The sequence below is a fragment of the Neobacillus niacini genome (genome assembly GCF_031457145.1).
Classification (GTDB): domain Bacteria; phylum Bacillota; class Bacilli; order Bacillales; family Cytobacillaceae; genus Neobacillus; species Neobacillus niacini_J.
Window position 1 is genome coordinate 302,479 of sequence record NZ_JAVDVZ010000005.1, and the last position, 14,158, is coordinate 316,636.

Consider the following 14,158-nt stretch of genomic DNA (forward strand, 5'->3'; position numbering starts at 1 on the left):
AAAATCTTAAAGCCGATTTTAACCGGAAAAAGCTATTTTGTGCTTAAGAATTTTGATTGCAGTCTCATTTCTTATAAATTTTGCTCCAAAAAGCAATACTGGTTAAGAAAAGAGCCTTGTTTAATGTTAAAAGTAGAATAGAGAATTATTTTGATTGAAGGTGGAATGATGGAAAGAATCTATCTTGACCATGCTGCGACAACTCCAATGCACCCTAGGGTAATTGAAAAAATGATAGAGGTTATGAATACTAACTTTGGTAACCCATCAAGTATTCATTCGTTTGGAAGGGAAGCACGACACTATATCGACAATTCACGAGAAACTTTGGCTAAGAGTATTGGTGCAAAGGAAAATGAGATAATTTTTACTAGCGGTGGTACTGAGGCGGATAATATGGCCCTATTTGGTGTGGCTGAAAGTCTACAGCATAAAGGAAAGCACATTATTACGACTCAGGTAGAACACCATGCTGTGCTGCATGCCTGCCAACGATTAGAAAAAATGGGTTTTGAGGTAACGTATTTACCAGTGGATGAAACAGGGGAAATTTCACTTGATGTTCTACAGAAGGCATTAAGGGAAGATACCATATTGGTTTCAATCATGTACGGAAATAATGAAGTGGGAACCATTCAGCCTATTAAGGGGATTGGTGAGCTTTTACAATCTCATCAGGCGTTGTTTCACAGTGATGCTGTCCAAGCCTATGGAATCGAAGAAATCAATGTCGATGGACTTCAAGTCGATTTATTGTCTGTTTCCGCTCATAAAATTAATGGTCCAAAGGGCACTGGTTTTCTTTATGTACGTGACAAGGTTAAATTGGTACCTCGTGCCTATGGCGGCGAGCAGGAACGAAAAAGACGAGCAGGAACGGAAAATGTTGCTGCTATCGTTGGTTTTCAGGAAGCTGCAAAAATTGCGTCAGAAGATCGGTTAGCAAAACGGGAAATATACCAAGAATTTAAGAAAACCTTAATCGAACAGCTGAAAGAACACGATATCGAGTTTTCCCTAAACGGAATGCTTGAAAAATCATTACCGCATGTATTAAACTTAAGCTTCCCGGGAACGAACGTGGAGGCAATGCTAGTAAATCTTGATTTAGCTGGAATAGCTGTCTCAAGTGGTTCTGCTTGCACTGCTGGTTCGATTGAACCTTCACACGTCCTGGTTGCCATGTATGGTAAAGAATCAGATCGATTAATCAATTCAATTCGTTTCAGCTTTGGTATTAATACGACAGAAGAGCAAATCATCAAAACAGCTGAAGAAACGGCAAGAATTGTGTCTCGTCTGAAAAAATAAATGTACTACATTTTAAAGTGAAGTGAGGTGAAAAAGATGGAAAGGAAGGATCCTAAAGATATACGAGTGGTGGTTGGTATGTCTGGCGGCGTTGACTCCTCCGTTGCGGCACTGCTTTTAAAACAGCAAGGCTATGATGTTATCGGAATCTTTATGAAAAACTGGGATGATACCGATGATACTGGATTTTGTACAGCAACAGAGGATTACAACGATGTCATTCGTGTCTGCAATCAAATTGGTATTCCTTATTACGGAGTTAATTTTGAAAAACAATATTGGGACAAGGTATTCACCTATTTCCTGGATGAATATAAGGCGGGACGGACGCCGAACCCAGATGTTATGTGTAATAAAGAAATTAAATTCAAAGCCTTTCTTGAGCATGCTGTAAATTTAGGGGCTGATTATCTAGCAACTGGTCATTATGCTCAAGTCGAATATCGTGACGGAGAATACAAAATGCTCCGCGGTAAAGATGAAAATAAGGACCAAACCTATTTCTTAAATCAATTATCTCAAGAGCAGCTTAGCAAAGTCATGTTTCCAATTGGGAATCTTGAAAAACCTAGAGTACGTGAAATTGCCAAGGAAGCAAACCTAGCAACAGCTACGAAAAAAGATAGCACGGGGATTTGTTTTATTGGAGAGCGTAACTTTAAAGAGTTCCTCGGTCAATACCTTCCAGCTCAACCAGGTAAAATGGAAACGATGGATGGCGTTGTTATGGGTACGCATGAAGGCTTAATGTACCATACCATCGGGCAACGCCATGGATTAGGTATTGGTGGTGCAGGTGAACCTTGGTTTGCGATTGGCAAGGACTTGAAAAGAAACATTCTCTATGTTGGACAAGGTTTTCATAATGAAAAGCTTTATTCAGACTCCATCATTGGTGACGATGTAAGCTGGGTTTCAAACCGGGAAAAACCAGCGGAGTTTACTTGTACGGCTAAATTCCGATATCGTCAGGAAGATAGTAAAGTAACGGTACAAATTTTAGATGATAATAAAGTCAAAGTCATCTTTGACGAACCAATTCGTGCGGTTACCCCAGGCCAGGCAGTTGTATTTTACAATGGTGATGAATGTCTTGGCGGCGGAACCATTGATGAAGTATATAAAGATGGTCAACGTTTAACATATGTAGGCTAAAAAAGCCCTGATTCCAGCTGGAATCGGGGGTTTTTTTATAGAAATAATAGTGCTTTGAGAATAATTTTGGGTTTTTGATATATTTTTGTGGCTTTTGGACAATTTCCAGATGGTTTTGGACATTTTTCAATGCCTTTTGGACATTTTTTATTAGGTTTTGGACATTTAGCCAAAAATTACCATTAAACACCATATAAGGTAATCCTTCAATATAGTAAAACTCACGGAAAATTTATCAGATTATGATATACTCTTAAATTAGAACGGAGTGATTTTAACATGGATAAAAACCAATTAGGTGTTCAATACATGCAAGAAGGCAAGTGGGAAGAGGCGGCGAAGACTTTTAATGAGGTTATTGAAGAAAACCCGACCGACCCGATTGCATACATAAATTTTGGTAATGTGCTTTCCGCTGTTGGTGATGATGACAAAGCATTGATGTTTTACGAAAAGGCTATTCAGTTAGATGAAAATGCTGCAGCGGCCTACTATAGCGCGGGTACTATTTATTTTAGTAACGATCAGTTTGAACAAGCAAAAAAAATGTTTGAAACGGCAATGAAAAAAGGCCTGCACTCAAGTGATAATTATTTCATGCTTGGACTAGCCCTTTTACAAATGGATCAGGGGAAATTTGCTCTTCCCTATTTACAGAGAAGCGTCGAGCTTAATGAAGAAGATGTAGAAGCACGTTTTCAGTACGGTTTATGTCTTGCTCAGTTAGAGTTAATTGATGAGGCGATTGTTCAATTAGAAAAATGTATAGAATTAGATGATTCTCATTCAGATGCCTATTATAATTTAGGTGTATCCTATGCCTTTAAAGAGAATGGGGCCAAAGCAATTGCTATGTTCAATAAGGCACTTGAGTTTCAACCAGACCATCTTTTAGCAGGACATGCGAAAAAGTTGATAGAAACAGCAAAATAACACTTTACAAAAATATAGAAAGGAGGAAGCACCCATGGGAAAGCAAAGCACACTTGATTTATTTGCCGAACAAGGTAAGTTCGTAAAAGGAAAACATCTTGTAACGATTTTTCACAACGAGCAAAATCTTTACACCGTATTAAGAATTCGTGTGGAAGAGACGAATCATGAATATGAGGACAAGGAAGCGGTCATCACCGGCTATTTTCCCAAGATTCATGAACATGAAACCTATATATTCTTTGGTGAATTTAAAGATCATCCGAAGTTTGGCATGCAATTCATAACAAAGCATTTCCGTAAAGATATTCCCCAAACGAAGCAAGGTGTGGCGGCTTATTTATCAAGTGAAATGTTCAAAGGGATTGGGAAGAAAACAGCAGAAAACATTGTTGAAACATTAGGAGAAAATGCAATTTCAAAAATTCTAAATCAGCCATCGTTGCTTGATTCTGTACCAAAGCTTCCTCCTGATAAGGCAAAAATGCTTTACGATACCTTGATGGAGCACCAAGGTCTTGAGCAGGTTATGGTGGCTTTAAATCAATATGGTTTTGGCCCTCAGCTTTCGATGAGAATGTATCAGACTTATAAGGATGACACCCTTGATATTATTCAAAAGAACCCGTATAAGCTTGTAGAGGATATTGAGGGAATTGGTTTTGGCCGAGCAGACGAGCTGGGGTATCAACTAGGGATTCAAGGGAACCATCCCGAAAGGATAAAAGCTGCCTGCCTTTATTCACTCGAGAACGAAAGCATGCAAGCAGGTCATGTTTACGTGCACATCGAGGATTTACTCGTACAGGTTAAAAATTTGTTAGAAGATAATCAACGCGATCAAATTGAATTTACCGATATTTCAACAGAGATAGTGAAGCTCGAGGAAGAGGGTAAAATAATTGGTGAAGAAAAGCGCGTCTATATTCCTTCTTTGTATTTTGCAGAAAGAGGACTTGTGACGAGTATTAACAAAATCCTTGAACAAACAGAATATAACGAGCAATTTCCTGAATCTGAATTTTTACTGGCATTAGGAAACCTTGAAGAAAGATTAAATGTCCAATATGCACCAACGCAAAGGGAAGCGATTCAAACTGCCTTAATGTCACCGATGTTAATCTTAACAGGCGGTCCAGGAACGGGTAAAACCACTGTTATAAAAGGAATTGTTGAGCTTTATGCAGAATTACATGGCTGTTCGTTAGCGCCTAAAGACTACCATAAAAAGGGTGAGCCTTTTCCATTTTTGCTAGCCGCTCCAACCGGAAGAGCAGCGAAAAGGATGAGTGAGTCGACAGGTCTGCCTGCGGTAACGATACATCGCTTGCTAGGCTTAAATGGGACAGAAGGATATGATCATGACGAGAGTAGTCCGCTTGAAGGGAAAATTCTGATTGTGGATGAAACCTCTATGCTTGATATATGGTTAGCAAATCAACTATTTAAAGCATTGCCTGATAATATTCAGGTCATTCTTGTTGGAGATGAGGATCAGCTTCCATCTGTTGGTCCTGGTCAAGTGCTAAAGGATTTATTGAGGTCAGAGGTTGTCCCAACGGTGAGATTAACAGATATTTATCGCCAGGCTGAAGGGTCATCCATCATTGAACTAGCACATGATATTAAGAAGGGGTATTTGCCAGCTAATGTCACCATGAAGCAGCCTGACCGTTCGTTTATCAAATGTTCAACTGCTCAGATTCCTCAGGTGATTGAAAAAATTGCCCTTAATGCAAAAAGTAAAGGCTATTCAGCAAGAGATATTCAAGTGTTGGCACCGATGTATCGAGGTCCAGCAGGCATTGACAGGTTAAATGTATTGTTACAAGAAATATTTAATCCAAACCCAGATGGTACCCGGAAGGAACTTGCGTTTGGGGATGTAAAATATCGTATCGGTGATAAAGTGCTGCAGCTTGTCAATCAGCCCGAAAGTAATGTTTTTAACGGTGATATAGGAGAAATTATTTCAATTATTTATGCAAAAGAAAATACGGAAAAACAAGATATGGTATATGTTTCCTTTGAAGGGAATGAAGTCGAATATACAAGACAAGACTTGAATCAAATCACTCATGCCTATTGCTGTTCTGTACATAAGTCCCAGGGAAGTGAATTTCCGATAGTCATTCTGCCAATCACGAGAAGCTATTATCGGATGTTACAAAGAAATCTAATTTATACAGCCATCACAAGGAGTAAACAGTCGTTGATCCTGTGTGGTGAAGAAGAAGCACTGCGATTGGGGATAGCGAGAGCTGATGAACAAAGCAGACAAACCACTTTATCCCAAAAGCTTCAAGAAGGGATTTCAGTTATAAAAGTTGAGGAAGAACCTGACGACGAAATGACTTTATCGCTTGAGGAAAAATTAATGCAAGTAAATCCAATGATTGGCATGGAAAACCTTACACCTTATGATTTCATGGTAAATGACTAAAACTATAAATGTTCACAGGAGGTGGGGCGCTCTTTGCGAACATTTTCGTTATTAAAAGGTCAACCAGTCTTTGAAGCGAAGACTGGAGCAAGAATAGGTGAAGTTACTGATTTGTGTATCACGAATGAAGGGGTCGTAACAGGTCTGATGGTCAAGAAAGGCGTATTCTTCAAACAAACCTATTTTCTGGACATAAAAGATGTAGCATCGTTTGGCGGGGATGGGGTCATGATTGAAGATGACGATAACCTTGAAAGACTTAAAACAGTTCCAGAATATACTCTTCACCATCAACACTCTCTAAATGGAAAAATGCTTATTTCAGAAAGTGGAGAGTCCCTTGGATTGTTGGAGGATGTATATTTTCATGAAGAATTGGGCACAATCGTAGGGTACGAAATTACGGATGGTTTCTTTTCAGATATAACAGAAGGGAAGCAAATCATACAATCCGAGAAGCCCCCTGCAATCGGAAAGGATGCCATTATCGTAGACGTAAATCATACGTGAGGTGTCTTTTCATGTTAAAGTGTCCCAATTGTCAGAGCAAGGATATCGGCAAAATCGGAATAAACCAATATTATTGCTGGAGTTGTTTTATTGAACTGACTCTTGCCAAAGGTATAATCAATACCCACCAAGTCGAGGAAGATGGTACACTCAGTTCATTAGATGATTTGTTTGAAGAAGAAGAGCGTCGTTACACCATTTAACTGTAAACTACAGAAGAGGTGAGACGTATGAATAAAGTGATGACTTCCGTTGTTGCATTTGGAGTTGGCATGGCCGCATATAATCTAGCACAGAGAAACAACATGATGTCACAGCGTCAGATGAAAAGAATGTCAAAAAAAGTAAAACGAGCTTTATTCTAAAATTTATCCCCCTTATTTTTAAGGGGGATTTTTGCTTTATGTATAAATCCGCTATTTGTCTCTAAAAATAAAGAAATAAGGAGGCACAGTATCGGTGGAAATTCGGGTTAAATGGTTTTATCGAATCGGTTTTTTGCTTCTTTTACTTATTGCCATCTATGTGTTTTTAACAATAAGATTTGTATGGTTACCTATTGTAAAAGTGGCTATTGTGATTATCCTCCCTTTCTTTATTGGAGGGTTTATCACGTATTTACTTCACCCCATTATTGAAAAGTTACATGAAAAAGGTTTACATCGAGGACTTGCGGTATTTTCTATATATTTTCTTTTTTTTGGTGGTATCGGCTTCGGTCTATATAAAGGAATTCCAGCGTTTGTTTCACAAGTAAGGGATCTTGCAGAAAGTGCTCCCATCCTTGCTGAGCAATACCGTAGCTGGATTAAAGAGCTGCAATCGCATACCCGCAAGTGGCCTGATGGTCTACAGGAGCAAATCAATGAAGGGATTATTGGTTTTGAAAAAAAATTAGATTCCATGCTGACCCTAATTGCAGATTCCTTACTTAACTTTTTGAATTTTGCTTTTGCTATAATGATTATTCCTTTTATCGCTTTTTATATGTTAAAGGATTTCACTGTTATTAAAAGAGCAGTTTGGTATATAACACCTAAAAACTGGCGCAGAAAGGGAACTCGATTTCTTAGAGATATCGATGAATCACTTGGGAGCTACATTAGAGGTCAGCTCCTGGTCTGTCTCATCATCGGCAGCCTTTCCTCGATTTTATTTTGGATCTTTCATTTAAAATATCCCTTACTATTAGGTCTAATCATTGGAGTCACAAACGTAATCCCTTATTTTGGTCCGATTATAGGAGCAGTTCCAGCAGTGATTATCGCTGCAACGAGCTCCACGAAATTAGTGATTATTACAATGGCGATTGTTTTTGGATTGCAATTTTTAGAAGGGAATATTCTGTCACCGTATATCGTCGGGAAAAGCCTGCATATGCACCCATTAATGATTATGCTTGCCTTAACAGCTGGAGGGGAAGTTGGCGGAATCATTGGAATGATTGTAGCGGTACCGGTACTTGTTGTCCTTAAAGTTAGCATCCTTCATACCAAAAATCATTTCATGCGCAAAAAAGTAAAGGAACCAGTACCATAATGCTGCAATCAGATTGACAAACGTTTTTTGTGTGGCTATAATCCCTTTATAGAATATTTTGGATTAACATGTTGAAGGACCGAGTATGTTGTAGTCCATCTTTAAGAGAGGAGCTTCCTTGGCTGTGAGAAGCTCTAGATGAAGGATAACAGAAGGCTAGTCCGGAGTGCAGCTAACCACTGCCGTCATTGCCGCGTTAAGGCGTTATTTGAGAGATGAACACACGTATTTTTGTGTACATAATCAGGGTGGTACCGCGAGTTAGCTCTCGTCCCTGTTAGGGATGAGGGCTTTTTTGTGTTCTTTTTTAAATTAAAGGAGGTCTAAAAATGAAATACTTGACTGGTTCGGAAATTCGAAAAATGTATTTAGATTTTTTTCAGGAAAAAGGCCATGCTGTAGAACCGAGTGCGCCGCTTGTTCCCCACGACGATCCATCACTACTGTGGATTAATAGTGGAGTAGCAACATTAAAAAAATATTTTGATGGACGGGTTATTCCAGATAATCCAAGGATTACGAATGCTCAAAAATCCATTCGTACGAACGACATTGAAAATGTCGGAAAAACAGCTCGTCATCATACTTTTTTTGAAATGCTTGGGAATTTTTCCATTGGCGAATATTTTAAAGAAGAAGCCATTAATTGGGCTTGGGAATTCTTAACGGATAAGAAATGGATTGGCTGGGACCCAGAACTACTTTCCGTTACCATTCACCCCGAGGACCATGAAGCATATGAACTTTGGAATAAAGAAATCGGTATTCCAGAGGAGCGTATTATCCGTCTTGAAGGGAACTTTTGGGACATTGGTGAAGGTCCAAGCGGTCCTAATACGGAGATTTTCTATGACCGCGGTCCAGAGTATGGGGATGACCCAACAGACCCGGAATTATATCCTGGTGGAGAAAATGAGCGCTATTTAGAGGTTTGGAATCTCGTATTTTCTCAGTTTAACCATAACCCGGACGGGACCTATACACCGCTGCCAAAGAAAAACATTGATACCGGAATGGGTTTAGAGAGAATGGCTTCCGTCGTTCAAAACGTTCCTACAAACTTTGATACGGATTTGTTCATTCCTATTATTAGAGCGACAGAAGAGATTTCTGGTGTGAAATATGGTGTTGATAAAGAACAGGATACTGCATTTAAAGTCATTGCAGACCACATTCGTACCGTTGCCTTTGCTGTTGGAGACGGAGCATTGCCTTCGAACGAAGGACGTGGATATGTATTACGCCGCTTACTACGCAGGGCCGTTCGTTATGCAAAGCAAATCAATATCAATCGTCCATTTATGTACGAACTTGTTCCAGTGGTAGGAGAGGTCATGCACGATTTCTACCCAGAGGTAAAAGACAAGACGGAGTTTATTCAAAAAGTCATTAAAAACGAAGAAGAACGTTTCCACGAAACGTTACATGAAGGGTTAGCAATCCTCGGCAATGTAATTAAAAAGGAAAAGGAAAAAGGCAGCAATACCGTTTCCGGAAGTGATGTCTTCCGTCTTTATGATACCTATGGTTTCCCTGTTGAATTAACAGAGGAATATGCAGAAGAGGAGGGCATGAAGCTAGACCACGCTGGTTTTGAAACGGAAATGGAATCTCAGCGGGAGCGTGCTCGTGCCGCTCGTCATGACGTTGGCAGCATGCAGGTTCAGGGCGGTGTGTTAGGGGACATTAAAGTAGAAAGTCAGTTTGTTGGTTATGACCAGCTTCAAACTAGCTCTAGGGTTGTGGCAATCATTAAAGATGGTGAATTAACCGAGGAAGTATTTAGTGGAGATGAGGTACAGCTCATTCTTGATGTAACACCATTTTATGCAGAAAGCGGCGGGCAAATTGCCGATCGTGGAATGATTTATGCTGACGGTGTTGCCGTTGCTGTAAAGGATGTACAAAAAGCACCTAACGGTCAAAATCTTCATAAAGCAGTAGTGGAGTCTGGAATCTTAAAGACAGATGCAACAGTGACTGCAACTGTTAATCAAGAAAATCGCGTGCAAATTATCAAGAATCATACGGCTACACACTTGCTTCATCAGGCATTGAAGGATGTACTGGGAACACATGTAAACCAAGCAGGATCACTCGTGGAACCAGATCGTCTCCGTTTTGACTTTTCCCATTTTGGTCAAATAAAACCAGAAGAATTAGAGGAAATTGAGAAAATAGTTAACGAGAAAATTTGGAAGAATATTGAAGTGGATATAAGCCAAAAGCCAATTGCAGAAGCAAAAGCAATGGGAGCAATGGCACTCTTCGGTGAAAAATATGGTGATATTGTTCGTGTTGTAAAGGTTGGCGATTATAGCTTAGAGCTTTGCGGTGGCTGCCACGTACCTAATACCTCTGTCATCGGGCTGTTTAAAATTGTTTCCGAAGGCGGAATCGGTGCTGGTACAAGAAGAATTGAGGCAGTTACAGGTGAGTCTGCTTACCAATTAATGAATGACCAAGTCGGGTTATTAAAGGATGCAGCAGACAAGTTAAAAACCAATCCTAAAGAAGTAGTAAACAGGATTGAAGTCTTAATGGCTGAAATCAAACAGCTTCAGCGGGAAAACGAATCGTTTGCTGCTAAATTAGGAAATATTGAAGCGGGTAATCTTGTTTCTAAGGCAAAGCAAATTGATGGTGTAACCGTATTGGCTGCAAGGGTTCAAGCATCTGATATGAATAACCTGCGAAATATGGCTGATGATTTGAAACAAAAAGTTGGATCAGCTGTTATCCTACTTGGAAGTGTGAATGAAGGAAAGATCAATTTAATTGCTGCGGTAACCAAGGACCTAATTGACAAGGGTTATCATGCTGGTAAATTAATCAAAGAAGTCGCTACAAGATGTGGCGGAGGCGGCGGCGGCCGTCCAGATATGGCTCAGGCTGGTGGGAAAGATCCGGAAAAACTTGATTCTGCCCTGCAATTCGTAGATGAATGGGTAAAATCAATTTGATAATGAGACAAAGTAGTGTAAAATGTAGATAAAATAGGTAATAATGGTAGTTCTCTCCTCTACTAAAAATGCGAGGTGCATGAAATGAGCTCATTTGATAAAACGATGAGGTTTAATTTTCCTGAAGAGCCTTTTGAACATGATGTAAATGATGTTCTCCTTCAAGTTTATGAGGCCTTACAGGAAAAAGGGTATAACCCAATTAATCAAATCGTCGGATATTTACTTTCCGGAGATCCAGCTTATATCCCCCGTCATCGGGATGCTAGAAATATCATTCGTAAACTTGAGCGGGACGAAATTATTGAAGAATTAGTAAAATCCTATTTAAAACAACGACGTGAGGGTTAAGAAATGCGGATTATGGGATTAGATGTAGGCTCGAAGACAGTCGGTATTGCCATTAGCGATGAACTTGGCTGGACTGCACAGGGCCTCAAAACCCTCAAAATCGACGAAGAAAAAAATAAGTTTGGTTTTGACGAAATTGGTCAATTAATAAAAGAGTATGGAATTAGTCAGGTAGTCATCGGTCTGCCAAAGAATATGAACGGTTCTATTGGTCCCCGTGGTGAAGCTAGTCAACGATACGCAGAGCAAATTGAAAATCAATTTTCAGTTTCAACCATTTTATGGGACGAGCGTTTAACGACGATGGCAGCGGAACGGGTTTTACTTGAAGCGGATGTCAGCCGTAAAAAGCGAAAGAAAGTCATTGATAAATTGGCAGCAGTAATGATTTTACAAGGCTATCTTGATAGCAAAAATTAATGAGGTGAAGTTATGGAACACGGAGAAAATCAAATTACAATTGTAGATGAAAAAGGTAACGAACAATTATGTGAAGTACTTTTTACATTTGAATCAGAAGACTTTGGAAAGTCTTACGTTTTGTTTCAACAGATCGGTGGAGTAGAAGACGATGAAGAGGGTCCTGAGATTCATGCCTATGCCTTCAATCCTAATGATGAGGACGGCGAAGGGGAATTAATCCCAATCGAAACAGAAGAAGAATGGGATATGGTTGAAGAAATGCTTAATACCTTCTTTGATGAACAAGAAGACGAAGAATAAAACCTGTAAAAACGATCCTGAAGAAGGATCGTTTTTTTGTTACGTTTTGAAGGCGCTTTCGCATTTGTCCAGTTCCAGCGCTTAGGAGCTCGGGGTCATAAGCCAATCCGTCCAGAAGGTTAAAGAACAACCTTCTAGCCGGCTCGTCTTATGCCTGTCGCCCCTGGTCAAAGCGCTTACACTTTTCGTGAAAAATTGACATTTTTCGCTATATATGCTGAAATAATATCTGATACGCAATTTACAAAATGTATAAAAAGAGTTTGAAAGATATATGTTTCACTGCTATATGGGAGGGCAATTAAATGTCAACAGAAGAAACAAACTCGAAAAAAGAGGTAATTCGAAAAAAAATGCTTGAGCACCAAAGTGAGGCAAGAATTGTTCGTAAAATTGTTTTAACGATAACAATTTTAACCCTTTTAATCTTCGTCTTTATTGGTGGAGGGGGTTATCTCTACATCAAGTCAGCACTTCAGCCGGTTGACAAGGATAGTAAAGTACAGAAAAAGGTAGAAATACCAATCGGTTCATCCGTAACAGGGATTTCTGAAAAACTAGAAGCTAATGGAATCATTAAAAATGCTCGAGTCTTTAAATACTATGTTAAATTAAAAAATGAAGCAGGTTTTATGGCTGGGGAATATGAACTGAGTCCCTCAATGGAAATACCAGAAATTATCAATCGATTAAAAACTGGAAAGGTACTCCAAAAGGCTGCCTTTCAGTTAACCATACCTGAAGGTAAACAGTTAAATGAAATCGCTCAAATTATCGCTAAGACAGTGAATAAACCGGAAGAAGAAGTTTTTAATCAATTAAATGATAAAACATTCATCCAATCTATGATGGCTAAATATCCGGATTTATTAACAACAGACATACTAAATCCAAATATTAAATATCCACTAGAGGGTTATTTGTTTCCGGCAACTTATCCTTTTTACAAACAGAATCCGACAATAGAAGAAATAGTCGTTACAATGCTGGACCAAACTAAAAAGGTGATAACACCTATACTCGCTGAATCTAATAAGGAGGAGTTAACAGCTCACCAGTTATTAACAATGTCCTCTTTAATTGAGGAAGAGGCAACGGAAAAGGCGGATCGTAAAGATATCTCGAGTGTATTTTATAATCGCTTAGAACAAGGGATGCCTTTGCAAACAGACCCGACTGTTCTTTATGCACAAGGAAAACACAAGGAAAGGGTATTATATGAGGATTTAGAAGTGAATTCCCCCTATAATACGTATAAACATAATGGTCTGCCACCTGGACCGATAGCGAATGCGGGTAAGGAATCAATCGAGGCTGCAATGAATCCTTCTGATACGAAGTATTTATATTTCCTTGCAACTAGTGAAGGGGAAGTTCTTTTTAATAATACATTGGATGAGCATAATGAAGATAAAGCAAAGTATATTACCAATAAATGAATATAAAGGGGGAAAGGTTTTCTTTCCTCTTTGTTTGTGGTAAAATAGTTCAGTGTTTTATGAGCAGTAATAGCGTTTATTTGAACGCTATTTTTTCATGTCTAAGTGGTGAAAATGCTTTTAATGGATAGAGGCAGGTGATGGCAGTTTGTTGAATGATAAACTGCATTCTTATATTGAGGAACTAATTCCAGGACGTGAACCATTGTTTATCGAAATGGAAAATTATGCAATAGAAAATAAAGTACCGATTATGGAGCTTGTGGGAATTGAAGCGTTGCTGCAATTTTTAAGGATTCAGGACTCGAAAAAAATTCTCGAGGTTGGTACAGCAATTGGTTATTCTGCATTACGAATGGCTGAGGCTCTTCCAAACGCTGCTATTGTGACGATTGAAAGAGATATAGATAGAATCCATGCCGCTGAAGAATATATCGAACGTTCAGCGCTTGGGAAACAGATTCAATTAATTAAAGGCGACGCCCTTGAAGTCGAGGAGCTTGTCCGTGAACAAGCACCATACGATACCATTTTTGTTGACGCAGCAAAAGGTCAATATAAAAAATTCTTTGAGATGTACTCGAAATACCTTAGTGATGATGGAATCATCATAAGTGATAATGTTTTATTTAAAGGACTCGTTACACAATCCGATATTGAATCGAAACGGATTCGTAACTTGGTCAAGAAAATAGATGGTTTTAACCAATGGCTGATGAAACACCCGGAGTATCATACTGTTATTCTCCCAGTTGGAGATGGAATCGCCATTAGTAAAAAGAAGAGGTGAA

Annotated in this window: 14 protein-coding genes and 1 other annotated feature; all 14 genes read left to right on the forward strand. The window is 39.1% G+C overall.

Annotation, left to right across the window (positions count from 1 at the left end):
- The first annotated feature begins 168 nt into the window (after positions 1–168).
- A complete protein-coding gene (locus tag J2Y03_RS14990) occupies positions 169–1,311 on the forward strand; it encodes a cysteine desulfurase family protein (RefSeq protein ID WP_310195422.1) in 1,143 nt (380 codons plus the stop codon).
- Positions 1,312–1,347: 36 nt separating this feature from the next.
- Positions 1,348–2,466 carry a tRNA 2-thiouridine(34) synthase MnmA gene (gene mnmA, locus J2Y03_RS14995; protein ID WP_310195423.1) on the forward strand — a complete coding sequence of 373 codons (1,119 nt, stop codon included), beginning with the start codon at positions 1,348–1,350 and terminating at the stop codon, positions 2,464–2,466.
- Between the two features lie 279 nt (positions 2,467–2,745).
- Positions 2,746–3,399 (forward strand): tetratricopeptide repeat protein, encoded by a 654-nt coding sequence (locus J2Y03_RS15000; RefSeq protein WP_310195424.1) that lies wholly within the window; start codon positions 2,746–2,748, stop codon positions 3,397–3,399.
- A 34-nt stretch (positions 3,400–3,433) separates the two neighbouring features.
- Positions 3,434–5,842, forward strand: a complete 2,409-nt coding sequence (gene recD2, locus J2Y03_RS15005) for an SF1B family DNA helicase RecD2 (protein ID WP_310195426.1) — start codon at positions 3,434–3,436, stop codon at positions 5,840–5,842.
- Positions 5,843–5,875: 33 nt separating this feature from the next.
- Complete coding sequence (locus J2Y03_RS15010; protein WP_132088664.1) at positions 5,876–6,352, forward strand: PRC-barrel domain-containing protein; 477 nt, start codon at positions 5,876–5,878, stop codon at positions 6,350–6,352.
- Between the two features lie 11 nt (positions 6,353–6,363).
- A complete protein-coding gene (locus J2Y03_RS15015; protein ID WP_132088661.1) occupies positions 6,364–6,555 on the forward strand; it encodes a hypothetical protein in 192 nt (63 codons plus the stop codon).
- Between the two features lie 27 nt (positions 6,556–6,582).
- Positions 6,583–6,717, forward strand: a complete 135-nt coding sequence (locus tag J2Y03_RS15020) for a YrzQ family protein (RefSeq protein ID WP_132088659.1) — start codon at positions 6,583–6,585, stop codon at positions 6,715–6,717.
- Between the two features lie 94 nt (positions 6,718–6,811).
- Complete coding sequence (locus J2Y03_RS15025; protein ID WP_132088655.1) at positions 6,812–7,891, forward strand: AI-2E family transporter; 1,080 nt, start codon at positions 6,812–6,814, stop codon at positions 7,889–7,891.
- Between the two features lie 62 nt (positions 7,892–7,953).
- Positions 7,954–8,170, forward strand: a binding site (T-box leader).
- 50 nt (positions 8,171–8,220) lie between these two features.
- Complete coding sequence (alaS, locus tag J2Y03_RS15030; RefSeq protein WP_310195429.1) at positions 8,221–10,854, forward strand: alanine--tRNA ligase; 2,634 nt, start codon at positions 8,221–8,223, stop codon at positions 10,852–10,854.
- An 84-nt stretch (positions 10,855–10,938) separates the two neighbouring features.
- A complete protein-coding gene (locus tag J2Y03_RS15035; protein WP_045517822.1) occupies positions 10,939–11,205 on the forward strand; it encodes an IreB family regulatory phosphoprotein in 267 nt (88 codons plus the stop codon).
- Between the two features lie 3 nt (positions 11,206–11,208).
- Positions 11,209–11,625 carry a Holliday junction resolvase RuvX gene (ruvX, locus tag J2Y03_RS15040; protein ID WP_132088647.1) on the forward strand — a complete coding sequence of 139 codons (417 nt, stop codon included), beginning with the start codon at positions 11,209–11,211 and terminating at the stop codon, positions 11,623–11,625.
- Positions 11,626–11,637: 12 nt separating this feature from the next.
- A complete protein-coding gene (locus J2Y03_RS15045; RefSeq protein ID WP_132088644.1) occupies positions 11,638–11,928 on the forward strand; it encodes a DUF1292 domain-containing protein in 291 nt (96 codons plus the stop codon).
- 305 nt (positions 11,929–12,233) lie between these two features.
- On the forward strand, positions 12,234–13,367 hold the full coding sequence (gene mltG, locus J2Y03_RS15050; protein WP_310195433.1) for an endolytic transglycosylase MltG: 1,134 nt from the start codon (positions 12,234–12,236) through the stop codon (positions 13,365–13,367).
- Positions 13,368–13,515: 148 nt separating this feature from the next.
- Complete coding sequence (locus J2Y03_RS15055) at positions 13,516–14,157, forward strand: O-methyltransferase (RefSeq protein WP_132088637.1); 642 nt, start codon at positions 13,516–13,518, stop codon at positions 14,155–14,157.
- Position 14,158 lies beyond the last annotated feature (1 nt).

What these genes read in the sequence shown, in the direction of transcription:
- mltG (WP_310195433.1), top strand. Translation starts at nt 12,234, where the DNA reads ATGTCAACAGAAGAAACAAACTCGAAAAAAGAGGTAATTCGAAAAAAA.
- mnmA (WP_310195423.1), top strand. Translation starts at nt 1,348, where the DNA reads ATGGAAAGGAAGGATCCTAAAGATATACGAGTGGTGGTTGGTATGTCT.
- J2Y03_RS14990 (WP_310195422.1), top strand. Translation starts at nt 169, where the DNA reads ATGGAAAGAATCTATCTTGACCATGCTGCGACAACTCCAATGCACCCT.
- J2Y03_RS15035 (WP_045517822.1), top strand. Translation starts at nt 10,939, where the DNA reads ATGAGCTCATTTGATAAAACGATGAGGTTTAATTTTCCTGAAGAGCCT.
- J2Y03_RS15020 (WP_132088659.1), top strand. Translation starts at nt 6,583, where the DNA reads ATGAATAAAGTGATGACTTCCGTTGTTGCATTTGGAGTTGGCATGGCC.
- J2Y03_RS15000 (WP_310195424.1), top strand. Translation starts at nt 2,746, where the DNA reads ATGGATAAAAACCAATTAGGTGTTCAATACATGCAAGAAGGCAAGTGG.
- alaS (WP_310195429.1), top strand. Translation starts at nt 8,221, where the DNA reads ATGAAATACTTGACTGGTTCGGAAATTCGAAAAATGTATTTAGATTTT.
- recD2 (WP_310195426.1), top strand. Translation starts at nt 3,434, where the DNA reads ATGGGAAAGCAAAGCACACTTGATTTATTTGCCGAACAAGGTAAGTTC.
- ruvX (WP_132088647.1), top strand. Translation starts at nt 11,209, where the DNA reads ATGCGGATTATGGGATTAGATGTAGGCTCGAAGACAGTCGGTATTGCC.
- J2Y03_RS15045 (WP_132088644.1), top strand. Translation starts at nt 11,638, where the DNA reads ATGGAACACGGAGAAAATCAAATTACAATTGTAGATGAAAAAGGTAAC.
- J2Y03_RS15015 (WP_132088661.1), top strand. Translation starts at nt 6,364, where the DNA reads ATGTTAAAGTGTCCCAATTGTCAGAGCAAGGATATCGGCAAAATCGGA.